Annotated in this window: 27 protein-coding genes; 1 reads left to right on the top strand and 26 read right to left on the bottom strand. The window is 37.2% G+C overall.

Annotated features, from left to right (window positions below):
* Positions 1–4 precede the first annotated feature (4 nt).
* From hisC to prsW, 25 genes are all read right to left on the bottom strand, one after another.
* Positions 5–1,105 carry a histidinol-phosphate transaminase gene (gene hisC / locus NYE61_RS01970; RefSeq protein ID WP_095308987.1) on the bottom strand — a complete coding sequence of 367 codons (1,101 nt, stop codon included), beginning with the start codon at positions 1,103–1,105 and terminating at the stop codon, positions 5–7.
* Positions 1,105–1,479 (bottom strand): chorismate mutase, encoded by a 375-nt coding sequence (aroH, locus tag NYE61_RS01965; RefSeq protein WP_095308985.1) that lies wholly within the window; start codon positions 1,477–1,479, stop codon positions 1,105–1,107. The genes hisC and aroH overlap by 1 nt, the downstream gene beginning before the upstream one ends.
* On the bottom strand, positions 1,476–2,549 hold the full coding sequence (gene aroB, locus NYE61_RS01960; RefSeq protein WP_095308983.1) for a 3-dehydroquinate synthase: 1,074 nt from the start codon (positions 2,547–2,549) through the stop codon (positions 1,476–1,478). The genes aroH and aroB overlap by 4 nt, the downstream gene beginning before the upstream one ends.
* Positions 2,549–3,718, bottom strand: a complete 1,170-nt coding sequence (gene aroC, locus NYE61_RS01955) for a chorismate synthase (protein WP_095308981.1) — start codon at positions 3,716–3,718, stop codon at positions 2,549–2,551. Before aroC ends, aroB begins: the two co-directional genes overlap by 1 nt.
* Before the next feature lie 149 nt (positions 3,719–3,867).
* On the bottom strand, positions 3,868–4,668 hold the full coding sequence (locus NYE61_RS01950; protein WP_095308979.1) for a protein-glutamate O-methyltransferase CheR: 801 nt from the start codon (positions 4,666–4,668) through the stop codon (positions 3,868–3,870).
* A 66-nt stretch (positions 4,669–4,734) separates the two neighbouring features.
* Positions 4,735–5,181 carry a nucleoside-diphosphate kinase gene (gene ndk / locus NYE61_RS01945; protein WP_303449198.1) on the bottom strand — a complete coding sequence of 149 codons (447 nt, stop codon included), beginning with the start codon at positions 5,179–5,181 and terminating at the stop codon, positions 4,735–4,737.
* Positions 5,182–5,258: 77 nt separating this feature from the next.
* Positions 5,259–6,230, bottom strand: coding sequence for a heptaprenyl diphosphate synthase component II (gene hepT / locus NYE61_RS01940; RefSeq protein ID WP_303449196.1), 972 nt, complete (start codon positions 6,228–6,230; stop codon positions 5,259–5,261).
* Between the two features lie 381 nt (positions 6,231–6,611).
* A complete protein-coding gene (gene menG / locus NYE61_RS01935; RefSeq protein WP_095308972.1) occupies positions 6,612–7,319 on the bottom strand; it encodes a demethylmenaquinone methyltransferase in 708 nt (235 codons plus the stop codon).
* 3 nt (positions 7,320–7,322) lie between these two features.
* Positions 7,323–8,108 carry a heptaprenyl diphosphate synthase component 1 gene (locus NYE61_RS01930; RefSeq protein WP_339316714.1) on the bottom strand — a complete coding sequence of 262 codons (786 nt, stop codon included), beginning with the start codon at positions 8,106–8,108 and terminating at the stop codon, positions 7,323–7,325.
* Between the two features lie 130 nt (positions 8,109–8,238).
* Positions 8,239–8,463, bottom strand: coding sequence for a trp RNA-binding attenuation protein MtrB (gene mtrB, locus NYE61_RS01925; protein WP_095308967.1), 225 nt, complete (start codon positions 8,461–8,463; stop codon positions 8,239–8,241).
* Between the two features lie 230 nt (positions 8,464–8,693).
* Positions 8,694–8,966 carry an HU family DNA-binding protein gene (locus tag NYE61_RS01920; protein WP_010650679.1) on the bottom strand — a complete coding sequence of 91 codons (273 nt, stop codon included), beginning with the start codon at positions 8,964–8,966 and terminating at the stop codon, positions 8,694–8,696.
* A gap of 759 nt (positions 8,967–9,725) precedes the next feature.
* Positions 9,726–11,204: a stage IV sporulation protein A gene (spoIVA, locus tag NYE61_RS01915; protein WP_095308961.1), complete on the bottom strand. Its 1,479-nt coding sequence runs from the start codon at positions 11,202–11,204 to the stop codon at positions 9,726–9,728.
* Between the two features lie 257 nt (positions 11,205–11,461).
* Entirely contained in the window at positions 11,462–12,190 is a 729-nt protein-coding gene (locus NYE61_RS01910; protein WP_095308959.1) for a hypothetical protein, read from the bottom strand.
* Positions 12,191–12,210: 20 nt separating this feature from the next.
* A complete protein-coding gene (locus NYE61_RS01905) occupies positions 12,211–12,408 on the bottom strand; it encodes a DUF2768 domain-containing protein (protein WP_095308956.1) in 198 nt (65 codons plus the stop codon).
* A 244-nt stretch (positions 12,409–12,652) separates the two neighbouring features.
* Positions 12,653–12,913 carry a stage VI sporulation protein F gene (locus NYE61_RS01900; RefSeq protein WP_095308954.1) on the bottom strand — a complete coding sequence of 87 codons (261 nt, stop codon included), beginning with the start codon at positions 12,911–12,913 and terminating at the stop codon, positions 12,653–12,655.
* Positions 12,914–12,972: 59 nt separating this feature from the next.
* A complete protein-coding gene (locus NYE61_RS01895; protein ID WP_095308952.1) occupies positions 12,973–14,010 on the bottom strand; it encodes an NAD(P)H-dependent glycerol-3-phosphate dehydrogenase in 1,038 nt (345 codons plus the stop codon).
* A 183-nt stretch (positions 14,011–14,193) separates the two neighbouring features.
* Positions 14,194–15,504 carry a ribosome biogenesis GTPase Der gene (gene der / locus NYE61_RS01890; RefSeq protein WP_118889606.1) on the bottom strand — a complete coding sequence of 437 codons (1,311 nt, stop codon included), beginning with the start codon at positions 15,502–15,504 and terminating at the stop codon, positions 14,194–14,196.
* A 248-nt stretch (positions 15,505–15,752) separates the two neighbouring features.
* A complete protein-coding gene (locus NYE61_RS01885) occupies positions 15,753–15,938 on the bottom strand; it encodes a hypothetical protein (RefSeq protein ID WP_095308948.1) in 186 nt (61 codons plus the stop codon).
* Positions 15,935–16,831: a YIEGIA family protein gene (locus NYE61_RS01880; RefSeq protein ID WP_095308946.1), complete on the bottom strand. Its 897-nt coding sequence runs from the start codon at positions 16,829–16,831 to the stop codon at positions 15,935–15,937. The genes NYE61_RS01885 and NYE61_RS01880 overlap by 4 nt, the downstream gene beginning before the upstream one ends.
* A gap of 196 nt (positions 16,832–17,027) precedes the next feature.
* On the bottom strand, positions 17,028–18,161 hold the full coding sequence (gene rpsA / locus NYE61_RS01875; protein WP_095308944.1) for a 30S ribosomal protein S1: 1,134 nt from the start codon (positions 18,159–18,161) through the stop codon (positions 17,028–17,030).
* A 418-nt stretch (positions 18,162–18,579) separates the two neighbouring features.
* Positions 18,580–19,251 (bottom strand): (d)CMP kinase, encoded by a 672-nt coding sequence (cmk, locus tag NYE61_RS01870; RefSeq protein WP_095308965.1) that lies wholly within the window; start codon positions 19,249–19,251, stop codon positions 18,580–18,582.
* A gap of 207 nt (positions 19,252–19,458) precedes the next feature.
* Positions 19,459–20,112, bottom strand: a complete 654-nt coding sequence (locus tag NYE61_RS01865; protein WP_095308942.1) for a flagellar brake domain-containing protein — start codon at positions 20,110–20,112, stop codon at positions 19,459–19,461.
* 96 nt (positions 20,113–20,208) lie between these two features.
* Positions 20,209–21,552, bottom strand: coding sequence for a germination protein YpeB (gene ypeB, locus NYE61_RS01860; protein WP_303449182.1), 1,344 nt, complete (start codon positions 21,550–21,552; stop codon positions 20,209–20,211).
* Between the two features lie 14 nt (positions 21,553–21,566).
* Positions 21,567–22,376: a spore cortex-lytic enzyme gene (gene sleB / locus NYE61_RS01855; RefSeq protein WP_095308939.1), complete on the bottom strand. Its 810-nt coding sequence runs from the start codon at positions 22,374–22,376 to the stop codon at positions 21,567–21,569.
* Positions 22,377–22,636: 260 nt separating this feature from the next.
* Positions 22,637–23,320: a glutamic-type intramembrane protease PrsW gene (gene prsW, locus NYE61_RS01850; RefSeq protein ID WP_095308938.1), complete on the bottom strand. Its 684-nt coding sequence runs from the start codon at positions 23,318–23,320 to the stop codon at positions 22,637–22,639.
* 88 nt (positions 23,321–23,408) lie between these two features.
* On the opposite strand from prsW, the gene NYE61_RS01845 reads away from it, so the two are divergent.
* Positions 23,409–24,377 carry an asparaginase gene (locus tag NYE61_RS01845; RefSeq protein ID WP_303449179.1) on the top strand — a complete coding sequence of 323 codons (969 nt, stop codon included), beginning with the start codon at positions 23,409–23,411 and terminating at the stop codon, positions 24,375–24,377.
* A 496-nt stretch (positions 24,378–24,873) separates the two neighbouring features.
* Here the strand turns inward: NYE61_RS01845 and NYE61_RS01840 are convergent, their stop codons facing one another.
* Entirely contained in the window at positions 24,874–25,857 is a 984-nt protein-coding gene (locus NYE61_RS01840) for a YpdA family putative bacillithiol disulfide reductase (protein WP_118889602.1), read from the bottom strand.
* Between the last annotated feature and the right edge of the window lie 67 nt (positions 25,858–25,924).

The following is a 25,924-nucleotide window of genomic DNA, read 5'->3' as shown; positions in this document are numbered from 1 at the left end:
CACCTTACTTTACTATTGCTTCGTTATGGAATTCTAACAGAACGCGTTGTAGGTCTTCCATATCTTCACCTGTCCCTAAAGACACTCGAATTGTCTTTGGAATACCAAGTAGTTCACCAGGCCTTACTATAAAACCACGCTCTAATAAATACTGAAATACATCGATACCGCTTATCGGTGTTTCTACTAGGAGAAAGTTTGTTTCTGAGTGAAAGTATTTCCAACCGATTTGATTGAGAAAGTTTTTAAAAGATGCTTTCACCGTTTTATTTTTTTCATAACTATTCGTTATAAATACGTCATCGGATAGTGCAACAAGTGCAGCTTGCTGTGCAATAGAGGTAGTGTTAAAAGGTCCTCTAACAACATTTAACTTATCGATAATCATATGATTTGCTATACCATAGCCAATTCGTAACCCTGCTAATCCATAAGCTTTAGAAAATGTGCGCATTACAATCAAATTGTTATGACTTTTGATGTACGAAAGCACATCTATGTTAGCTTCTGGATCAACGTATTCAAAATAAGCCTCATCAAAAGCAATAAGAACGTGTTTCGGACAATTGTTCAAGAAAGCTTCAAATGCTTCTTTTGGAATTACAGTCCCGATTGGATTATTCGGTGAACAAAGCCAAATGATTCTTGTTTTTTCATCAATAGCTTCAAGCATCTTATCCAAGGCATGATAACCGTCAGCAGTTACTTCAATTTCCTTTACCTCTGCCCCTTCGATTAGGGAATAGTGTTTATATTGGCCAAAAGTCGGTGTTGCTGTAACAACATTCGATCCCGGAGCAAGGTATGTTCTGCACAGCATTTGAATGATTTCTTCTGTCCCGCTTCCAAATACTAATTGTGATTCTGCTACCTCCAGCTTGTTTGCTAATGCAGACCTTAATTCAGCAGTATAGCCATCTGGGTATATATTAAAGTCGGGCAATCCTTGTAAAAGCGCCTCTTTCACTTGATTTGAATAACCATATGGGTTTTCATTCGACGCGAGTTTTACGATTCGTTCTAACCCAAATTCTTGCTGGATTTCTTTCGTCTGCTTTCCCTGCTTGTAAGGAGTTAGCTGACTTAAGACTGGCTTTGCTTCCATTAGTTATTATCCCCCTTTACAAGGTCAGGTCGTAATTTAACAGCATCATGATGGAAAACATGCTGAATTTTTTCTTGTTCTTCCGTTGTATTAACAACCATCATTACTCGAATACATTTCGGTAAACTGTTCGGCACATCGATTTCAGCCATACACATGACAGGAACATATGTCCAACCCGAAATCTCCCTTAGAGCTTTTGCGGGAAATCCTGCATTTAAATCTTTCGTTACAGATATGAAAACGTGTGAAACATCAGTAGGTTGGACATTATTTTTCGCTACCATTTCCTCAATTAGTAATCTTGTATTTTCTATCATTTGGTTTTCTTCGTTTTGTAAGACCGTAGTCGCCCCTCTTAATCCCCTATTCATTGTACCATCAACCTTCTCTCAAATGATGTTAAATAAATTTCGATTTCAGTATCCTCTAATTCTCTTGTAACTGGTTTAGCTACATCCTCTAATAGCACCATTTGAATTTTGCTCTTTAATGCCTTTTTATCTGACTTCATTTTACTTATTAATGCTAAATTGTTTAAGTCCGTTCCAATAATCGGATATTTATTCGTTTTAAACCATTGAACAAGCTCATCAAATGGTAATTTTATCGAATATAATGCTTCGCTCACATGAATAGAAAATAAAAGACCAATCGCTACTGCTTCTCCATGAGTCAATGTCCCATATCCAAGTTCAGCTTCTAATGCATGACCTAATGTATGTCCAAGGTTTAAATACTTACGCACCCCTGATTCTCTTTCATCCGCTTCTACAATAGCAGCTTTAATTCTAATGCCTTGCTTCAGATGCTTCTGTAGCCCATGATTCGATACATTATAAATATCCACCATTAACAATGTATTGAAAAAATTCTTATCAGCAATCAACGCTTCCTTAATCAATTCCGCATAGCCTGACCGCACTTCACGCTCACTTAAAGAATGTAGTGTGTCAACATCATAAATAACTGCTTCTGGCGGATAGAAGTTACCGATCAGGTTTTTACCAAACTCATGATTAATTGCTACCTTCCCACCGACACTACTGTCATGAGCAAGAATCGTTGTCGGTATTTGAATATAATCAATCCCACGCATATAAGTTGCAGCAACGAAACCGGCAAGATCTCCAACAACGCCTCCGCCAAGGGCAATGATTAGTGATTCACGATCCAGACCAAATTCAATGGCTTCGGTTTGTAATTGGTAGAAGGTTTGGAGGTTTTTTGACTTTTCTCCAGCTGGGACGATAGACTGGAAAACCCGATATGCAGGTAGGTTTTCCAGAATATCCTTTAAATAGAGTGCTGCAACATGCTCATCCGTTACAACCAAAATGGATGAATATTCTTTATTCAGAAATTGCTTGATTTGCAATCGTAATGATTCTCCAATTGAAATCGTATAGGCGTTAGTGCTTGATTTAACTAAAATTTTCTCCACTAAAAACACCTTATTTCTTCGCGATAATCGTCAATTGCTTTTTTCAGTCTAGAGAATTCATCACTCGGAAATTGCTCCGTAATAGCTTTTGCTAGTTCAAATGCGACAATATGCTCCATGACTACAGAAGCAGCAGGAACTGCACATGCATCAGAACGTTCAACAGTTGCTTTGAATGGCTCCTTTGTTTCAATGTCGACACTTTGTAGTGGTCGTTTCATCAATGTCGGAATTGGCTTCATGACACCTTTTACAACAATCGGCATACCAGTTGTCATGCCCCCCTCAAAACCGCCAAGTCGGTTTGATGTACGGTAGTAACCTTTGTCTTTGTCCCAAGCAATTTCATCGTGAACTTCACTACCAAACAATTCAGCAGCTTTAAATCCAATTCCAAATTCGACCCCTTTAAATGCATTGATACTCATTACACTTCCGGCGATTCTGCTATCAAGCTTACGATCATAATGAACATAAGACCCTACTCCAGCAGGCATGCCTTCTACATATACTTCACAGACTCCGCCAATGGAATCTCCTTCTTTTTTCGTTTTATCAATTTTATCCATCATTTCTTGTTCTACATTTTTATCCAAAACCATAACTGGTGATTCCTGCGATATCTTTATACGTTCTTCAATCGTAAGGTCGTCCTTATCTTCTGCACGAATACCCGCGATCTCTTTCACATATCCGCATACCTCGATCCCAAGGTGCTTTAAGAAAGTTTTGGCAACGGCTCCTGCAGCTACACGAGCAGCAGTTTCTCGGGCAGAGGATCTTTCTAAAACATTTCGCATGTCACGATGGCCGTATTTCAATGCACCATTTAAGTCTGCATGGCCTGGTCTTGGTTTTGTAACAACTCGTCTAAGCTTTGTATCCTCTTTAATAGGATCTTCTCCCATAATATCTGTCCAATGTTTAAAATCATCATTATGTATAACGAGCGAGATAGGAGAACCCAACGTATATCCATGTCGAATACCACTTGTTACCTCGACCAGATCCTTCTCGATCTGCATTCGCTTTCCTCTTCCATGCCCCCCTTGCCGACGTATTAAGGACTCATTAATGTCTTCTTTTAATAATGGCATTTGTGCAGGGAGTCCCTCGATAATTGTTGTTAATTGTTTCCCATGAGATTCCCCTGATGTTAAGTAGCGCAATGAACATTCTCCTTTACAATGATTTACTTAAAAAGCGGATATGATAAATCCAAAGTTTTTCTAACTACTATACCATAACTCCATTTGTTTATGTTGCATTTTTTCGAAAAAAATAATTTTACAAGCGGTGAAGTCGGAGTAACCCAAAATTAAAGAGACGTTTTAACTGGTGACTCATTAATTTTTTGATAAAAAAATGTTTCTGCAAGATTGAAATCATATTTAGCTGGGTTAAAAATTTGCTCTGTACTTCCAACGAATAATACGCCATTTGGTTTTAATGCATTGCTGAAGTTTTTATAAATATTTTCCTTAGCAGAATCCGTAAAATAAATTAAAACATTTCTACATACGAGTAGATCAATGTTTGTAGGGTAGCGATCAGCTAGTAAATTATGCTTTTTGAATGTAATCATTTGCTTTAGTGACTCATCAATTTTATAAAGACTGCCCGTCATTTCAAAATACTTCTTTTTATAACTTGTTGGCAACTCTTTCAAAGCCTGTTCCATATAGATTCCTTGCTTTGCCTTTGCCAACACATTCGTATCAATGTCTGTTGCCAATATTTGAACAGGTACAGTGGGGAAATGTTCTTTCATCAAAATTGCTAAACTGTATGGTTCTTCACCTGTTGAGCAAGCGGCACTCCAAATAGATAACCGATTCCTATCCTTTAGCAGAATTGGCAGGATAGTGTCCTTTAAAACCTCCCACCTTTTTGCATTGCGGTAAAATTCAGACACGTTAATTGTTAATCGATCCGTAAATTCATTTAGCATATCTTTATCTTTGTTGAATGCTTCAAAATAAGATACGAAGCTAGAATAGCCTCTTTTATTTCGCAGTGTTGTAATTCGTCTTTTCATCTGTGTTTCTTTATATAACTGTAAATTAATTCCTAGCCTTATCTTTACCTTCTCAATGAACTCCATATAGTCATCTTTCATTGTTCTTAGCCTCTTTCACCCATAATTGTAAAAAAACCTCCGTTAAAAACGGAGGTTTATTTTTACTTAGTAGATCCATGCACTATCTTGTTTATTGTATGAAACGATTTCACTTTCATCAAAGAATAGTGAAATTTCTCTCTCCGCACTTTCTGGAGAGTCAGAACCATGGATAATATTCTTTCCGACCGTCACGCCAAAATCTCCGCGAATTGTACTTGGAGCAGCTTCTTGTGGATTTGTTTTACCCATCATCTGGCGTGCAGTCGCGATTACATTCTCGCCTTCCCAAACCATTGCAAATACAGGACCAGAAGTAATAAAATCAACAAGCTCGCCAAAAAATGGTCTTTCTTTATGCTCACCATAATGCTTTTCCGCAAGCTTGTTTGAAATTACCATTAGCTTTGCACCAGCAAGTTTAAATCCTTTTGATTCAAATCGTTTTACAACTTCTCCAATCAAATTACGTTGTACGCCGTCTGGTTTTACCATTAAAAATGTCTTTTCCATTATTTCACCTCGTTATTATGTATAAAAACAGTAACCTCTAAAATTTTAACAAATTTTTATAAAAATAACAATATACATTATGAACGCCTTTTACCAATATATTTCGCAATATCCTGTAAGGTTTGCTTTGCCTTTGAAGCCGGTAACGAATCCAATGATTTTAAAGCTTTTTGGAGGTATAAATCGCTCGTTTCGTATGCCTGCATAATCGCTTGTGTCTTTTTCAATTCAGAAATAATCTGCTGCATCTCCTGATCGCCAACTGTGCTGGGATTTGCAAAAATCTCCCTCAACAATTTGTAAAAGCTTCGATCCCTCATCGCATATAATACAGGCAATGTTATATTTCCTTGCAGCAAGTCATTTCCTGCTGGCTTTCCAAGTTCCTTGGCAGATGATGTAAAATCAAGGATATCATCGATAATTTGATAAGACATACCAATATAATATCCATACCGATACAATTTCCCTGCATCCCGTTCAGATAAGCCGCTTGCGATCGCACCAAGCTTGCAGCTCGTTGCAATAAGCAATGCAGTTTTACGTTTAATTCTTCTTAAGTAGTCACGAAGTGTTTGATCCCACTTAAATTTATCTTTGATCTGCTCTACTTCTCCAATACTTACCTCAACAAGTGTTTTAGAAAGCAATTGGTGAACTTGCACGTCTTTAATAGACGTTACAACCTCTAAAGCTCTTGCTAATATGTAATCACCTGTATACATAGCAACACGATTGCCATATACAGATTTAATGGTTGGTTTCCCTCTCCGAAGTTCAGCTTCATCAATTACATCATCATGGACGAGTGTTGCCATATGAATTAATTCAAGGGTAACTGCAATCTTTTGAATACGTTCTATGTTATAATTCCCAATTTGTCCTGCAAGCAATACAAATACTGGACGGATTCTTTTTCCTCCAGCATCCAAAAGAGCAATAGAAGCATTACGCAGAACAGGATGTTCTGCTTGTATACTTTGATGCAGTGCGGATTCAATTAGATCTAAATCTTTTTTTAAAAAACTATACATTTTTGGAAGTCTCATATTATGTCACCTTATTTATAACCTTGAAAAATAAATAGTATATTTGCGGGGTTAATTTGTATTTTGTGAATAACTTAGTTACCGGTATAGCCACGTCCACAAAGTGCTAAAGCCGCAGTAAGCCTTCCACACCCTCTTGACAATCTAAATTAACATCGATTTCATATGAAGAATGGCCGAATAATACCGGGACAAAACCTAACGTCGGCATCTCCATACAGGAGCATGTTCCATTTTAGATGAACTTGACTTTTCGTTCAAATCGGGAAAAGTCATAGTTTATCTTATACTTAGGAGTGAATCTTCGCCTAAGATATTATCGACAAGTTTAACCACCCGGGACAAGGTCCATATGCCACTAACCGAGCTTTTGTTCTACCATTATTTCTTAAAGCCCATATGCATTGCTGCAACCCCGCCTGTATAGCTTTTCATCTCAACATGAGAGAAACCAGCATCCAAAAACATCTGTTTTAATTCGGTTTTTCCAGGGAAATCCTTCGCAGATTCTTGAAGCCAGGAGTATTCTTTATAGCTTTTCGCAAATAGCTTGCCGAATAAAGGCATAATAAAACGGAAGTACAAGTAATAACCCTGTCTGAAACCAATTAGCGTAGGTTGTGATGTTTCTAAACATACAACCTTTCCACCAGGCTTTACAACCCTGTACATCTCTTTTAAGACCGTCATATAATCAGGAACATTTCTTAACCCGAATCCGATTGTAACATAGTCAAATGTATTATCATCGAATGGAAGTTCCATTGCATTTCCATGTACGAGTTCCAATTGATCCAGTTTTAATTCCTGTTGCTTCTTTTTAGCGATAGAGAGCATATTCTTACTAAAATCAAGACCAATCACGGTGCCTTCTTTTGCAACAGCTTCTGCAAGTGAGATGGACCAATCCCCAGTACCGCAGCATACATCTAATGCTTTAGACCCCTTCTTAACCTGCATTCGCTTCATGACATCTTTACGCCATGCAACATGTCGTTGAAAAGAGATAATCGAATTCATCGAGTCATACTTCGTATAGATTTTTTCAAAGACGTGGTGCACACGTTCTTCTTTACTTTGTTCGTGCATAAGTCAACCTTCTTCCACAATCGAGGATTGATAAAAACTCATATTTTCTAGTTTTTTTCTAATTAACGATTGTAATGCTGCATATTTACCAGGTACCTGTGATAGAGCTTTATCAACTTTATCTAGTTGTTTTTCGATTAACGAATCAATTGGATTTAACCCCGTTTTATACGAAGTATCGATATTCATTTCCTTCCACTGTACGAGTAATGGTGTCCTATTAGCCGTAGCACCTATTTTTTCATGAACTAACCTTTCTGTTAGCAACCACTCAGTTATAACTTGACTCAATTCGTCTCCATGAAGAAATCGCGCTACTCGTACAAGCAGCATGGAATCAATTTGTTTTGTTACATCCATAAACGTCTCAAATGTTTCAATCTCTTTGTAATAAAGTTTCATTTTGTATTCATTAATATTCTTAATTGCAATTGCAAGTGTATGTATTAGTTCAACATCTTCTATTTCAGACAATAGATAATAATATAATCCACTGTAATAATCTCCTGCTAAAACATTAAGCTGCTTGCTTAGCTTCTCTTCTTTCGTTTCATTCTCTTCATTACCAATTGGTACTAAATCATGTGTATCAAGTGCCATCTGCACCATCATCGTTGTGATGACGAAACGTTCCTTTTGAATGATGCTTAAAGAATCACAACTAAAGACTAATTCAGCTAAAATCTGCAGTTTCCCTTCATGAATTATGGGCTTTTGTATATGTCTTTCAAGATATTCATTATGGATTTTATCTTCTAGTAGATTTCTTATATGTTGAATTTCTGTCATTGAAGTGTTCAAAGATATCACCTTAGCCCTTTCATCCTTCGAGTGCTTTCGTTATTATAGCATATATTGTCGGTTATAAAAACGAAAGAATACGGAGGATGGTTAAAAAGTGATAGGATTTACTAAAACCTTATCGATTATCTAGTTCACCGTGACTCGTTTGAATAATTGCCTTACCTCTAACTTTTACAGCTGAAGTATGCTCTGTAAATTGCGCTATCATAACTTCACCTTCATCCAGTTTTTCGGTGTGATGAAATTTCGTGTCATTCCCTCGGGTCAAACCGATTACATTTACTCCATCTTCTAAAGCCTTAATAACAAAAAAATCCGATTTAATCGAAGAATTGTTCATTGCTGTTTTTTGCCCCTTTTTATATTTACTATGTCCTATTATATTATGAAAGTCAATTTAATTCTCGGCGTTTTTAGAAAACTTGACGTTCTTTAAATGGATTCCTAGTAAGTGTATTTTGCTTTCTTAGAATCACTTATGCAGATATGAAAGTTTTATACTTTCATATCTGCCAAAATAATAGAAAAAGGGTACGTATGATTACGCACCCTTTCTACGCCCTATGTAGCTTATTTTACGCTGTCTTTAAGGGCTTTTCCTGGTTTGAAAGCAGGAACTTTACTTGCTGGAATTTCAATCTCTTCTCCAGTTTGCGGATTACGTCCTTTACGTGCTGAACGCTCGCGTACTTCAAAGTTACCAAATCCGATTAACTGTACTTTTTCACCATTTTTAAGTGAATCCATGACAGATTCGAAAACTGCGTCTACAGCTTTTGTAGCGTCTTTTTTAGAAAGCTCACTTTTTTCAGCAACTGCATTCACTAAGTCTGTTTTGTTCATGACATTCACCTCCTCCCAAAATGTATGCTTCGACATGGGAACAAAATAAATTCATTTCTATGAATCCATTCTGCACACTTGTTTGCCTCTTTATACGCAAATGTCATTCAGTTCATTTGATGACAAGGCTTATATTAACTGAGTTTGCGATAAAATTCAACAATAAGTAACGATTTTATTGATATTTATTTGCAAAAAAGCCAAAAATGCCCTCTGAATGACGAAAAACCACCCATTTTTTGGTAAATCTGTAAAAGCTATGTGTCCCATGGCTTACAGCTGGTTTATTATACATATACGACACTAGCTGTAAATTTCCTTCCGTTCATAAAAATTTTTTTATCAATAATTAGCCTATAAGAAGTAAAAATTTCAGCTTTGCAAACTGAAATTTTGTTAATTTCTATGAAAAAAAGATAATTAATACGTCATTTTTATATCCCTATTTTCACAGCGTGAGAATACATTAGAATTGAAGGAAACTGCGAACTAGTGATTATTTGCTTAATCTGTGGAACAATCGCCGTCCGGGATCGCTTCGGGCGGATGCTTTCCGTGGGCACGGCTTCAGCCTCTCCGGAAGAAGAGCATCGGTGAGACTACGCAGTGCGACAGAACAAGGAGGCTCACCAGCACCCCTAAGGTGTGCGAAGTATATTTCCGGAGCGGATATACGCACAAACATTATGTGTTAATTCGAAGTTTATATTCATTTTGAGCTAAGTTAAAGCAAAACAAAAAGCAGCTTATAATCAGCTGCTATAAAATAATTGCTATTAGTCCTCCGGATCCTTCATTTATGATTCTTTCTAGCGTATCCTTCAGTTTATATCTGGCGTTCTCAGGCATTAGTGATATTTTAGCTTGGATACCTTCGCGCACAATGGAGCTGAGTGATCTGCCAAAAATATCGGATTCCCAGATGGATAATGGGTCTTCTTCAAAGTCCTGCATTAAGTACCGAACAAGTTCTTCACTCTGTTTTTCCGTTCCGATAATAGGAGCAAATTCAGATTCTACTTCTACTCGAATCATATGGATGGAAGGTGCAACGGCCTTCAAACGAACACCAAATCTTGAGCCTTGGCGAATGATTTCAGGCTCATCCAATAACATATCCTCCAAAGTTGGGGCGGCAATTCCATATCCCGTTTGCTTTACCATTTGTAAAGCTCCGGAAATATGATCATATTCCCTTTTCGCATATGAAAAGTCTTGCATTAATTCTAAGAGATGATCTTTCCCACGAATTTCTTCTCCCACAATTTCCTTTAAAATTTGATCATATAAGTGATCTGGTGCATGCAAGTCAATCTCAGCTACCCCTTCACCCATTTCCATTCCCGCAAGGTTTGCTTTATCAATATACTCGAATTCAGAAAAATTGCCGACAATATGATCAACATCCCGTAATCTTCTAATATCTTTCACGGTTGTTTGAATTGCTTCTTGGTAGTTCTCTCTTAGCCAATGGTTTTCTTTTAAAACCATGACCCAACTTGGAAGATTAACATTCACTTCAAGAACTGGGAATTCATATAACGCTTCACGAAGAACATTATAAACATCATGTTCTGTCATCGATTCGATACTCATAGAAAGTACTGGGATATCGTATTTTTCTGCTAAGTCTTGACGTAGTAATTCTGTTTCCTGGCTAGATGGTCGAACGGAATTAACTACCATAATAAATGGCTTCCCGACCTCTTTCAACTCTTCCACAACTCGGGATTCTGCATCTTCATAATCATTACGCGGAATTTCTCCAATGGATCCATCTGTGGTCACAACTACACCAATCGTTGAATGCTCTTGAATAACTTTTCGTGTACCGATTTCGGCTGCATCATGAAACGGAATCGGGTCTTCATACCATGGTGTGTTAATCATCCTTGGTCCATTTTCATCTTCAAACCCCTTAGCCCCTTCAACTGCATAACCGACACAATCCACAAGACGAACATTTACGTCAAGCCCTTCATCCACAGTTAGTTGAACAGCTTGATTTGGGATAAACTTTGGCTCTGTCGTCATAATTGTACGTCCAGCTGCACTCTGGGGTAATTCGTCATGCGCCCTCGTTCGTTCACTCTCATCTTCAATATTCGGTAACACAACTAACTCCATGAACTTTTTAATAAATGTCGATTTTCCTGTACGGACTGCACCAACGATTCCTAGATAAATATCTCCATTTGTCCGTTTGGAAATATCTTTAAAAATATCGATTTTTTCCAAAAGATCCCCTCCCGATCTCCGTACTTTAATATGGACCACCCGTAATATATTGACATTATGAGTCTATGATGTTGTCCTATTAAAATATGACTTGTTTCAGTCTGTTTCCTAAATTAATTCACCCTAGAGCAATTTATTCAGGCAAAATAAATGAAAAAAATAAAATTCCCTTGCAACAATATATGTTACAAGGGAATTTATATGTTATATTTATCAAAACTTTAACCGTTATTTCTAATTTCCTCTCATCCTACGCTTTACTCCTCTTCCATTAAGAAAACCGGCTCATTATCTTTAATGGTATAAGGAAGGGAATATGCTGGCACAAAAGGAGTGTGATCGGCTAAAATGTAACGGATGTCGTCGCCTTCTTTATAATCATGATCATATTCATTTAAGGCATTATTTAAATCGATACTGTAATCAACATAGAGATTACCGTCCACATCCATAATAATAGGCAAATTCTCCTGCGAATACGGACTGACTACAGTTGGAGCGTTATTTAAACCTAGTTTTTCATAATCAATTGTATATAGACCGTTTACAATTTTTTCGCCGTATGCTGGATAAATATGTTCACTCCGAAAAATATCTAATTGGACATTTACACTGCGAATTGCTTCGGTTACACGTAAGTCAATTAATTTAACCCTTGGATCATCTTCAGGTGTGATTAATGTATATTGATAAACGCCGCCTTGTTCATAAGCATTTCCAGGTGCATTAGATAAATTGCCGTTTTCTTTTAATAAAGTGAAATCAACTAAATACTTTTCAAAGATTGGCGTATCGCTCGACTTTGTACGTATTGGCACCAAACCTTGTTTCTCTTCTCGATAATCGTTAACAGCATTTTGAACGGTATCCAATTGATCTTCGTATGGAATTTGATTTTGCTCTCTTTCACTTTGTGGATACAGACAGCCACTTAATAGCACTGAAAGTAATAGTATTCCGATAATTTTATAATATGTATGCTTCATTGCAATAGCCTCCTTATCAGCTACCGTGTAGGACCACTTAATACGACGTAAAGAATGATTAGTCCACCCGAAATTAATGAAAGGTATGCCATAAAGGACACAATCCCAGCTAACCATCCCTTCAATTTTTTTCTACTCAGTACAATTAAACCAATAGCTACTATTAATAAAAACATTCCAACAAAAGAGATATACATCATAAGCATCGATAATGACATTTTTGTTCACCCCAGATCTCTATTTTCCTTTGCACACCGTATTATAACATATGAGTCATACCTGCACGTATCGAAATGGTAAATTAGTACAGCCGCTTTCAACAAACAAATACCCGAAATGAAGGGGGCCTCTCCATCCCGGGTTGACTAAATAAAATCCTCAGCAACTCTATCCATGAATGCTTGTGCGATTTATCTTATGCAAGGATATAGTATATCGTATCCGCAGGTTACCTATGATTCGTTATTTTTTAAATAAATGGTTTAACGATTGCATGTCCCCTGGCATTTTATTATTAACAATTGCTTGAACAATTTTATCTTCTTTTTCTTTTGTTAAAGGTCTATCTGCCATTTTTGCTAAATGCCTCACTAAATTTCGAACTGTTTTTTCATCCGAAAAATTTGCGTTTTTTACAGAATCGGCCACCTTCATAACATCATCCGGGTTAATATTGGCATTTTTTTGTAACTTGTCAAACATTCCCTTTTGAAAATTATTCACTTATTCTCCTCCTTGCTATAATCATTCAACATAGTATATGCAAGGAGGTTGATAACGTGTTATTGCGTATAACGCTCGTTTAATAAGATTGAAATATCATCCATTTCGTCTCGTTTATCTCTGCTCATGAGTTCATCAACAACTGCTTTAGGTGTTTTTTCTTCAAATAATATTTGATAAATTCCCGAAGTAATTGGCATCTCCACTTGTTGCTCTTTTGCAAATTGATATGCTGCTTTTACGGTCCTTACACCTTCAACAACCATTCCCATTTGCTCAAGAACATCATCTAGCTTATTGCCTTTTCCTAATAAATTTCCAGCACGCCAATTTCGGCTATGGACACTTGTGCACGTTACAATTAGATCTCCAACACCTGGCAGCCCCAAAAAGCTAAGTGGATTTGCACCAAGCGATGTTCCTAACCGAGCAATTTCAGCAAGCCCCCTAGTCATTAATGCAGCTTTTGCGTTATCGCCATAGCCAAGCCCATCCGAAATTCCCGCTCCTAAAGCGATTATATTCTTTAAAGCCCCACCTAGCTCTATACCAAGTATATCTGAGCTTGTATAAACTCGAAATGTATCACTATTAAAAAGGTCTTGTGCGATCTTTGCATTATCCATGTTAACAGCAGATACTGTAACAGTTGTAGGGTGCCTTAATGCTACCTCTTCTGCATGACTAGGACCTGAAAGAACAACGATTTCCTCATAATCGTAGGTTGTCAATTCCTCACTAATCATTTCAGAGACCCTTTTTAATGTATCTGGTTCAATTCCTTTCGATGCATGAATAATGGTGGGCTTTTCTGCTAACATGTTATTTAAATTCTGGGAAACTTCTCGAATCGCTTTTGTTGGAACTACAACAATTATAGCGGCAACTCCAGTAACAGCTTCTTTTAAATCGTGAAAAGCTGTTATTTGCTCCGGCAAAATGCCCTGTAAATATTTTTCGTTTTTACGAGTACGATTAATGGTTTCTGCCTGTTCCTTACGGTGTGACCATAGGCGAACATCATGCCCATTATCTGCTAGTACAATACTTAATGCAGTACCCCAGCTTCCTGCTCCTAACACTGCAACATTTGCCATAAGTCTGGTCTCCTTTTTTCTAGCTCCAGCGCCTAGCGAGACTTCCTTCACCTCCGTATGATAAAGAAGACTTGCCGACTGTCAAGACACGAGGCCTAGTCGCACTTATACCCTTCCGGTGAAGTGAATCTCCAAAGTACGGGAGTCCGTACATCGCTTACCGGGCGCTTCCGCTTTTGTTCACTATTGTCTTCTTCTTGCAAATAGTTTAATTGGTGTACCAGTAAAACCAAATGCATCCCGGATCTTGTTTTCCAGAAAACGTTCATAAGAAAAATGCATCAATTCAGGATCATTAACAAAAATGACAAAGCTTGGCGGCTTCACAGCTACTTGTGTCGCATAGAGCACCTTTAATCGTCTCCCTTTTACGGTAGGAGTTGGATTCATAGCGAGTGCATCCATAATAACATCATTGAGTACATTTGTTGGTATACGTTTTGCATGACTTTCACTTGCAATTTTGATGGCTGGTATTAGTGTATGCAGCCTTTTCTTCGTCTTTGCGGACAAGAATACAATTGGCGCATAATCTAAGTATTGGAAATGCGCACGTACATTTGCTTCAAATTCTTTCATTGCCTTTTCATCTGATTCAACAGTATCCCATTTATTTACAACAATTACAATACCTCGACCAGCATCGTGGGCATACCCAGCAATACGCTTATCTTGTTCTCTAATGCCTGTCTCTGCATCAATCAATATAAGGACGACATCTGATCGTTCGATTGCCTTTAAAGCTCGCAAAACACTGTATTTTTCTGTTGTTTCGTATACTTTCCCTCGTTTACGCATTCCTGCAGTATCAATAATCACGAAATCCTGATCATCTTTATAAAGATGCGTATCAATGGCATCTCTAGTCGTTCCTTCTATTTCACTTACAATAACTCGGTCCTCATTCAAAAGTGCGTTTACCAATGACGATTTACCAACATTTGGTCTACCAATCAGACTAAAATAAATGGTATCTTCATTTACTTCGTCCTCTGAAACCTCTGGAAAATGACTGACAACCTCATCCAGTAAATCACCGAGTCCAAGTCCATGTGAACCTGAAATTGGGAATGGTTCTCCGAATCCGAGTGAATAATATTCATAAATCGTCTCACGCATTTCAGGGTTATCAATTTTATTGACTGCCAGTACAACTGGTTTATTCGATTTGAATAATAATTTTGCAACTTCTTCGTCTGCGCCCGTTATTCCTTCCTTACCATTGAGAATAAATATAATAACATCTGCTTCATCAATAGCAACTTCAGCTTGTTGACGCATTTGAACAAGTAATGGTTCATCACCGATTTCAATTCCACCAGTGTCAATTAAATTAAATTCTTGATTCAGCCATTCAGCAGAAGCGTATATCCGATCACGGGTTACACCCGGTATATCTTCAACGATTGATATTCTTTCACCAACCAATCTATTAAAAATGGTTGATTTTCCCACATTTGGTCTTCCTACAATTGCAACCACAGATTTCCTCATATAAAGGAACATCCTCTCTCTTTATGTCTATTTACCTTGTTCACGCGATAACGGACTGTAATCCCCACCTTTATGCTTATAGTAGCCAAAACATGTGAAAGTGGAGAGGAACAGCTCATAAATTCCTAATTCTGTTCAAGGCTTTCGGTCTCCCTTGTGTACTAACTTTCAGCAGGAGTAAGACCACCCACTGAATGAAGTTTCACTTTATACATTCTAGCAAAAGAAGGAAATATTAACAATAAGTATTAATGTTTCACAATAATAAACAGTTCTTCACTTAAAGCATGCGCAATCCCATCCATAATTGCTTCAAGATTAGCTGCAATTAGTTCCAATTCCTGTTTTGTTTCGCATAAAAAGATCGGGGCACCACCAGCTATTTTTTCCCTATTGGTTGTAATTACAGCTAGAATAGCTTTTTCGATATTCATTTCTTATGCGCTCCTTTTTTATAAGCGTTTGTTTCCGAAGGCATTCGAACTGCATTTTCTAGTACTGGTACAGAGCCGATCACTTTTTTAGCTACCGCTGCATCACGGATTTGCGGAAGAACAAAAACACCCAAACGACCATCGTCTAAGTCACGTTTAATTAATGGCATAAGTGCAGGTGTCCCGGAGTCTCGAAAAACACCTAATGCAACAGATACATCGTGAATAATCGCTTGACGTTGACCAAGATTGCCAATTGTAGTTATTGCATTCATATTCTTAGGTGTTACAATAAACCCCATACCATATTTCATAATCTCCTTTTGCCGCTCAGCTAATCCAATGTTCATAATATAAATATTATCTACATGAAGTCCAGCTCCATCAAAGGAAATATCTGCTCGATTAATTTCTGCAATATCTTCTAGTATTGAGCCACTCATCAAAATATGCCCTAAAATAAAGCAGATAATAGCAATGATGATTGCGATAAACACATTCCATATAATATACGTTAGACTTGTTAGAAATCCTGTAAACATAACTAGATAATTTCTGCTTTCAAAGGAGATTGCTATTCCTTCAATATATGTCTTCCCTCTTGTTACAAGTTCAAAGCTGTCCATTTCTGTTAATGTATTTCTTTCCATATTGCGTACATCCCTAAATTGAGTTGCAGCAACCGTTAAGAGCGTCACAGCAGTGAATTCTTTTTCCAATAAAGCAGGTACAGCCAATGCCCCCAACGACGCGGCAATAAATCCTAATGACAAATGAATGATTTTGCCGTGTAAATAAGTAGGATATTGTCTGTAATCCGTTCGCAATAAAAGAATTCTCGCTATTGTTCCAGTCACAATCCCAAATAGAATCGGGAAAATATATCCACTCATTTTCTCACCTCTAGAAATTCTGTAGAAATGCTTATTTGTAGTATGTCTAAAAATGAATAAAATAGTAGTGGATATTAAAAGTTATCGAGAATAGTATTTCGAAAAGTTATTAATTTATTACCTACAAAAAATGATCCCTGTTTTTTATACAGAGACCATTTTCATTTAATAATGGGTGAGAACACCCCAAAATGTATTATTTTTTATATTTATTTAATTGATCACCAATAAAGTCACCAAGCTGGAAGCCAGTTTGTTCGTCATCTTTTTCATATTGCTGATACTCTTTTTGTTCTTGCTCCTGTTCTAGTTCTTTAATACTTAATGAGATACGTTCTTCAGCTTCATTCACATCAAGTACTTTTACTTTTACTTGTTGCCCTACTTCCAGAACTTCTTGTGGTGTGCCAATATGACGGTTTGCAATCTGTGAAATATGAACCAACCCTTCTACACCAGGTAGTATCTCAACAAAAGCACCAAAGTTCACTAAGCGTTTCACTGTACCTTCAATAGTCGATCCAGCAGTAACACGATTTTCAATATCTGACCATGGCCCTGGGAGTGTGTTTTTATGTGATAGTGAAATACGCTCATTATCGCGATCTACAGATAGTATTTCTACTTGAATCTTATCTCCCTCTGAAACAACATCCGAAGCTTTAGCAACATGTTCATGTGCTAATTGAGAGATGTGAACTAAACCATCGACACCACCGATATCTACAAATGCACCGAAGCTAGTAATCCGTTGAACAGTTCCTTCTAAAACCTGTCCCTCCTCAAGTGATTGCAGTAACTCATTCTTTTTTGCGTTTGCTTCATCTTCCACTACCGCGCGGTGAGAGAGGATAATACGATTTTGCTCACGGTCTAAATCAGCAATTTTAACAGTTAGAGACGTATCCTTATAATCAGAAAAATCCTCTACAAAATGCGTTTCTACTAACGATGCTGGGATAAACCCTCGAAGCCCAACATCAACAACTAGTCCGCCTTTGACAACTTCTTTAACAACCGTTTCAAATACCTCATCGTTGTTGTATTTCTGCTCTAAATCTTCCCAAGCAGCTTCAGCATCTACTGCCTTTTTTGACAAAATAACTTCATCATCTTCTAATTTTTTTACTTTTAGTGTAACTGTATCGCCTTCTTTTACAACATCAGACGTACTTTCAACATGTAAGCTTGAAAGTTCACTGATTGGCAAAATACCTTCCGTTTTATAGCCAATATCTACAAGAACTTGTTTCTCTTCTAATTTTATTACAGTTCCTGTAACCGTTTCCCCTACATTTAATTGCTGTAAATCTTTGTTTTCTTCACTCATATCCATAGCCCTCCTAGACAGTCCAATATCCCAATATAATGGAAATAGTAAACATGATTAAAACTATTCTTTCTATAACTTCTAATAATTACAATTATTTGTCAAGTAAAGTTTACTCATTTTGATATTTTTCTTTTAAAGCGATCATTTCCTGTGTGATGTCATGTGCCGTTTACTTTGGAGATGCTTTAGATTCTAGTTAGTAAACTTTCTATCTGAAAGACCTCTTTTTACTGGAAAGGAATTGATTCATAAACATAATTCCCCTAAAAAACGTCTTTCAAACAATTCCTTTTTCACTATAGACAGATGTTTGCTGTAAAAGTGATTTCAACAAAGGATCCAATTTCGAATATGGTTGAAGCATATAATTAATGGCCCAATTTTAGGTATGTTGTCTCTTCCAATGGACCCTATCTCATATCTTTGCCACAGCTTTTAGAATTTCCCCTGCTACTTCATTAATACTTAGGGATGTCGTATCAACCTCGATTGCATCTTTTGCTTTAATTAAAGGAGAAGCTTCGCGATTTGTATCAATTCGATCTCTTTCTTCGATTTCTTTCTTTAATTCTTCCATACTCGATGCAATGCCTTTCTTGATGTTTTCCTCATATCTTCGTTTCGCTCTCTCTTCAACGGAAGCAATTAAGAAAATCTTCACCTCTGCATCTGGAAGTACATGTGTACCTATATCTCTTCCATCCATGACTACACCACGATCGTTTGCCATCTCTTGTTGTCTTTGAACCATTTCTTCCCGAATCGATGCATGCTTGGCAACGTGAGATACCTTCGTCGTTACATCTTGAAATCTTATTTCATTGGTTACATCTTTTCCGTCCAATAAAACAACTTGTCCAGCTTCCGATTGTTTTAATTCAATTACTGTATGCATTAATACTTCTAAAATAGCTTGATCATTTTCTAGATCAATACCTTGGTTTATTGCTTTTAACGTTAACGCCCGGTACATAGCACCAGTATCGATATAAATATAAGATAATTTTTCTGCGACAATTTTAGCTACGGTGCTCTTCCCAGCAGCTGCCGGGCCATCGATGGCAATTGCAATGTTTCCTTTTTGCATTGTTGACATTCATTCCTCTCATCAAGTAAAACTTCCTGCCTGCTAATTACTGAATAATCCCATCTTGTTTATTATGTACCTATTAAGTAGGATATAAAGCAGCAGATAACTAATTAAAACTTGGCAAACGCCAAGTTTTTCATACTTAGTTTATCATAACATAACTCCTCTGTTGCACCAATAAAATACGTCAAACCAGTCAACATATTATGTTAATTCTTTCTTTTTCGCTTCTCGTTGTTTATCAAAACAGAATCGTACAATCAGTTGACGATTTGGCTTTGTGATAGTATGGAATTTCAGCGATATAAGATTAATTCGACTATTAGCTTCCCTATTTAAAACTACTTCAGACCGGGCATATATATAATAAAATTGATTATCATTCATTTGTAACGCAAACCAAGCATCAACTATTGTACCAATCTCCAACGAAATATGTTTTGGTACGAGGACTGCAAGCCCACCTCCACTAATATCGGAGGTAACTGTAACAAATGGTTCAAATTGATGATTCGTACTATGTATGGCGATATCGACTGCTGTTTCAACCCTTACATATTCCCTGCGTTGTATCCGCTCCACTTTATCTGGTGAAGGACTTTTAATAGCGAGTGCTGGTATGTTTAAATTTACCTTTGCCACTATCTCAGATGTAAATTGATAGACGACTTGATCTTTTCCTACGAATTTTACTTTAAATAGTCTTCTTTTCGGTAATATTTTTGTTTTTCTCGTTTTTTCATCGATTGGATAATCAATAATTAAATAGTTATCATTTTTTTCAATAATTTTGCAATAATAAGTATACTGTTTTCCGGACTCTTTTAGTTCAAGATTAAGTAGTGTTCCGATTTCCATAATGAATCACCCCAGTTTATGCAATTTTCAAACGTCATACGATATACCTATATTATTGCAGAAACATAGAAAAAGGGAAAGGCTTTTTGCCTATCCCTAAAAGTTTGCTGCAAAATTAATTTCAGTGCCGTCTAATTTCTCTACCTTTTCCTCTCTGCCATTCATTGCATTAATAAATATACGATAGGTGTCATTATCCATTACACCCAAAAATTCATAGGTCAGTACTTCTTCGTCAAGATCATTGTCGATAACAGCTAAAAACTCTTCCTGAATATCCACATTCGAATTAACCATTTCTTTCGCTTCTTCCATCGATAATGTTGGTTCAGGTATATCACGTTCGGTGTGATTCATATAGTAGTTACGCGCTGTTAATCCAATAACCTCTCCATCATCCAATGCTACTTTTACTTCTACTGCATCCGAGTATACTCTTACTCCATCTTGATTATAAACAAAGGAATAGAGACCGACATTATCGTATTCGCTGCTTTCAAAAAGCATCATACTATCAAGATCATGCTTTTCTAAATAGTCTTGTGCCTTTTCTGCTCCTTCATTCAGACTAATTTTATTTTCAGCAATTGGTCTTGTAATCAAGACTGTTAATGGGTGACCTCCTTGCTTGGCCAAATCCATATAACCACTTTCATCTCCATTCTGATAGGAAAGACTGTAAATCGGAATATCTGATCCTTCGCCAGTTTCTGCTATAGTCAGGTTTTCTTGATTTTCTACATTTAAAATTTCCATTCCCTTTTTTAATGCCTCTTCTTCTCCAATTTCTTTCCCGTTTAAATGTTTGTACTGATGTTCTTCTGAAGAGGTCCCAATAATTGGAGAATCCGCATATCCCTCGGAATAACCTTCAACCGATTTTTCAACGGTCGTGAAACCATCAATAATCGTGTTATCCATCGGTTCATCTTCATTTGCCAATGCTAGTTGTACATCCATCCAGCGTAAATTATTCTCTAAAGCCATATGCTGAACTTCTCTCAACTCATCCTTAATATCTCCTGATTGACTATATAGCTTTTTCAATGTACTCGTTTCATCATCTGTAAGAGGTGAATCATCCAAATCCCTTACAGCTGTTCGATACGTAAAATCACCGATATTGGAAAGAAATTCCTCGGTTTTATTAAAAGGTAGCAAACCTAATGGCAGCTGCCCTACATTGGTTAACGCCTCTGATGTCAATCTCCAAATTTCTACAAATTGGGGTGATAATTTTTCTGACGAATTCATTGCTAAAGTAGTTCCGATCTGATCATGCAACAAGTCCATATGATACGTTAATTCATGGAATGAACGTTGATACGTATTTTCCGCTTGGATTAGAATGGAGTTTTTCTCTTGATGTTCCATATAGCCCCAGAACGCTGTTCCTGCAATTCCTAAAGCAAGTAAACCAATTAATATCCACCGAAACATTTTCTCACACCTTTCTAATTACAGAATATATGTTTACCAATTTTCTTGATTTGAGGTCTTGTCCAAATCCATCCTGATGTTGCGGTATCCGGATTAAAATAGTAAGTAGCATTTCCTGAAGGATCCCACCCATTTATTGCATCAAGAACAGCTTGTCTTGCAGTCTCGTTTGGTGTTAGCCAAATCTGACCATCCGCAACTGCTGTAAAAGCTCTCGGTTCAAAAATAACACCTGATACAGTATTTGGGAAAGTCGAACTTTCTACTCTATTTAGAATTACGGCAGCAACTGCCACTTGACCTTCATATGGCTCTCCTCGTGCTTCGCCATATACAGCATTCGCCATCAATTGAATATCATTTTGTGAATATCCCTGAGGCACATTCACAGCCGTTACATTTGATCCGGATTGATCACCTTGCCCTTGTTGCTGCTGTGCATTACGATCGCCACCACCATAATGGGAAAAGTCCTTCCCTTGATTAATATTTTCTTTTACAAACCCCTCATCATAGTTACTAGCTTGAACAAGCTTATCTTTAGTAGTCTGACCAGCTAACCCATCCACTTCCATACCAAATTCATATTGAAAGTTGCGAAGTGCCCAATACGTACCCCAGCCAAATACACCATCAATTTTACCATTGTAGAAACCAAGGTATTGCAACCGGGATTGTAATTCAATAACGTCATCCCCTACCGCTCCATGCTGTATGACTTGTGAGCTAAAAGCATTTACAGTTTTTGTAGTTGAATCTGGCTGCAGTCCAATTAGTGATATAATCATAATCATGAGTAAAAAGACTGCTTTTCGATTGACCATACTTTTTCCTCCCGTTAGTTCTATTGGATTGCAATACCTATTTTTTGAGTAATTAGCCTTTTTATTCATCTTTGGCCATTTAAATAAAAAACCTCCTGCAAATCCACAGATTTACAGGAGGTAATTTTCTTTATGATGAATGAAAAGGACTGAGAAGTTCGAGGCAGAAAAGCTCTCCGTAACGGGCTTAAAAGGATGTGGTGACTTCAACGTTCGACACAGGACGTGTGGGTACTTAGTCGAAGGACCTCTGTTCTTTTTCACCGGACTTTTTGAATAACCTGTTTATGATGTTCCATTTGAAGTGGTGTTTTGTTCGCTATTTTCATACGATGCAAAGCAATAACCCACAACACGACCATGAATGGGATTAAGAAGTACATCCAATAGCTAACCAAGCTCGTTAATATATAGTTATAGATTCCATGTAACGTAAACGGAATAATAAATGCTAATCCTAAATTTAGTTTCTGCTTTTGTTCATTCATCTTGGCCTTTCCAAAATAGTAACCCATAATAATACCGAACAATGCATGGGAAGACACAGGGAAAAATGCACGTAAAAATGCGTACTCAATCCCATTTGTTACTAGGTAGAGAACATTCTCGACAGATGCAAACCCCATACTAATAGATCCAGCATAAACGATACCGTCATAATGGTCATCAAATTCAGGATGGTGATAGATAGCAAACATAAAAATAAACCACTTAAAAAATTCTTCAAAAAAAGCAATCTGAAAAAAAGATTCAATGATTCGATTACTATTTATCCCTTCAGCTGCAAAAGCATATTGGATAAACATAATTGGAAACACCAATAAAGCCCCCAGTATAAACATTCGAATAATTAAAGGGATTGGTTCCGTAATACGATCTTTTAAATAAATGAATGACATTAATGCAACAATCGGTGCAATTCCAGCTGATAAAATTGCAATCATAATAGTTTACCTCTTTCCAATTACATTACTTTTATCGTATCATTAAGTCATGTAAATGAAAATAGAAATTAAAGAACAGGTGATTTTCATGAAAAATATACTCATTATTCATACTGGTGGGACGATTTCCATGCTGGAAGATAAAGAGACGGGTGAAGTAAATACAGCAGACATCCATCCATTAAGTGCATTAGGTAGTCAATTAGGACATTACGCAACAATTGATGAGAAAATTGTTTTTGAGTTACCCTCCCCTCAAATCACGCCAGTTCACATGCTAGAATTGGCAAAGAAAATTATTGAATTCATTCCTAACTATGATGGTATTGTTGTAACGCACGGCACGGACACATTAGAAGAAACAGCTTATTTTCTAGACGTTGTATTGGAAATTGACAAGCCCGTTATCGTAACAGGAGCGATGCGTTCGAGCAACGAAATCGGCTCTGATGCATTGTACAATCTAATTAGCTCCATTCGCGTTGCCAGCGATGAAGATGCAGTACGTCAAGGTGTATTAGTTGTGATGAATGATGAAATCCATGCTGCTAAAAACGTAACAAAGACATCAACTAGTAACGTAGCAACCTTCCAAAGTCCGCAATTTGGACCAATTGGCTTAATTACAAAGGATTCTATACTTTTTCATCGAAGAATCCGCACTCGCCGAGTACAGCCCATTCAAACAATATCGAAGAAGGTATTTCTGCTGAAAGCCTTTGCTGGTATGGATGAACAATTTTTGCAATCAATTCGGCTCGCAAAACCGGATGGTCTCGTGATTGAAGGTCTTGGGCAAGGCAATTTACCAAAGGATACAATTAAACCAATCCAACAACTGATTGAAGACAATATACCTGTAGTACTAGTATCTAGATGCTACCAAGGTGTTGTCCAACCGACATATGGCTATGACGGTGGAGGCAAGCAGCTGAAACAGTTAGGAGTCATTTTTGCTAGGGGGTTATCTGGTCCAAAAGCGAGGATTCGTTTATTAATTGCTCTAGAAAAGACATCTAATTATAACCATCTAAAAGAACTATTTGAAACGCTATAGAGCACAAAAGCAGACACATTCGGTTAGCGACGTACGAGTTGCGCCCGCCGCGTGTACCACTGCTCACACATTCTTATGGAGACGATCAAGTCAATACTCTTGGACCGTAAGGAGTCGAAGCTGACCAAGATCGCTAGCTGGGATGGAGCTGTTAAAGAACCTAATCTGTCCACAGTAACTTTATAGTAATCCTTATAACCTAAAAAACATACTAAGATTAGTGGGTAAGGTCATCGACGGGTGACTTTACCCACTATTTCTTTTTTTAAGTTATAGTGAGACTGAGACAAAAGTACTTTTATGAAATAAAAACCGAACATGATTAATGCAAATAACTCGCTCCCGAAATATAATTCGCGCACCCAAAGGCGGCTGGTGAGTCCCCTTGTGCTATCGCACTACGGTGTCTCACCTATGCCTTACCTCCCGCTGGAGTCTACGTATATTTCCTGCGCTAAGCTTATGCATCGTTCGTCTTTAACATTAAACACTTTTGTTATGCCCCAGCTTCTTCTATGATTGACCTGGCAATTTCCTGACCATGAAACCGCCCATTTTCAATGAATATTTCGTTGTTGTTGTAACCAGCAGCCACAACGCCTGCTACATACATCCCTTTTACGTTTGTTTCGTATGTTGCTGAACTATAGTTCGGTTTCCCGTTCGATGCATCAACCTCTACTCCACTTGCATTTAGAAATGAAATATCAGGCTGATAGCCAATCATGGCAAATACAAAATCATTTTTAATTACATTTATTTCTCCATCAGCTTCAAAATAAACTGCATCCTCCGTAATTTTTGTAACCTGTGAATGGAAAACCATTTTTACAATCCCTTTCTTAACGAGCGAATCAAACTCTGGAAGGATCCAAGGCTTAATACTGTTTGAATACTCACCTCCACGATAAAGAACTGTTACATTAGCTCCGGCTTTATGCAGTTCCAATGTCGCATCAACAGCAGAATTTTTCCCTCCAATGACAACAACATCTTTATTAAAGAAAGGATGTGCCTCTTTAAAATAATGCATTACTTTTTTCAAATTTTCTCCAGGAATATGAAGATAATTAGGTTGATCATAATAGCCAGTCGCAATAATGACCTTTTCTGCCTGATAGGTCGTTTCTTGTCCATCAACCTTTTCCGTCATCACACGAAATATATCGTTATCCTTTTTTACTTCCTTCACTTTTTCATATGTATGCATACGAATCTGTTTCCGCTTCGCAACTTCACGATAATAGGCCAATGCCTGATTTCTAACAGGTTTTTTCATTTCCGTTATAAACGGCATATCACCAATTTCTAACTTCTCACTAGAACTGAAAAAGGTTTGATGCGTAGGGAAATTATAAATGGTGTTTACTACATTACCTTTTTCAATAATTAATGGATTAATTCCGTATCGTTGCAATTCAATAGCACATGACATACCACACGGGCCTCCACCAATAATAATTACTTTTTCCATTTGCATATAAGGCACTTCCTTTATTGTTGAAATAACTTTTAAACTTCAAAATTTAGTAATGATAAACTTTTGA

Origin of the sequence: Oceanobacillus sp. FSL W7-1304, from assembly GCF_037969805.1 — a bacterium.
In the GTDB taxonomy this organism is placed as follows: Bacteria; Bacillota; Bacilli; order Bacillales; family Amphibacillaceae; genus Oceanobacillus; species Oceanobacillus profundus.
Note: the sequence above shows the minus strand (reverse complement) of the source record. Positions and strands in the feature narration are given on the sequence as shown.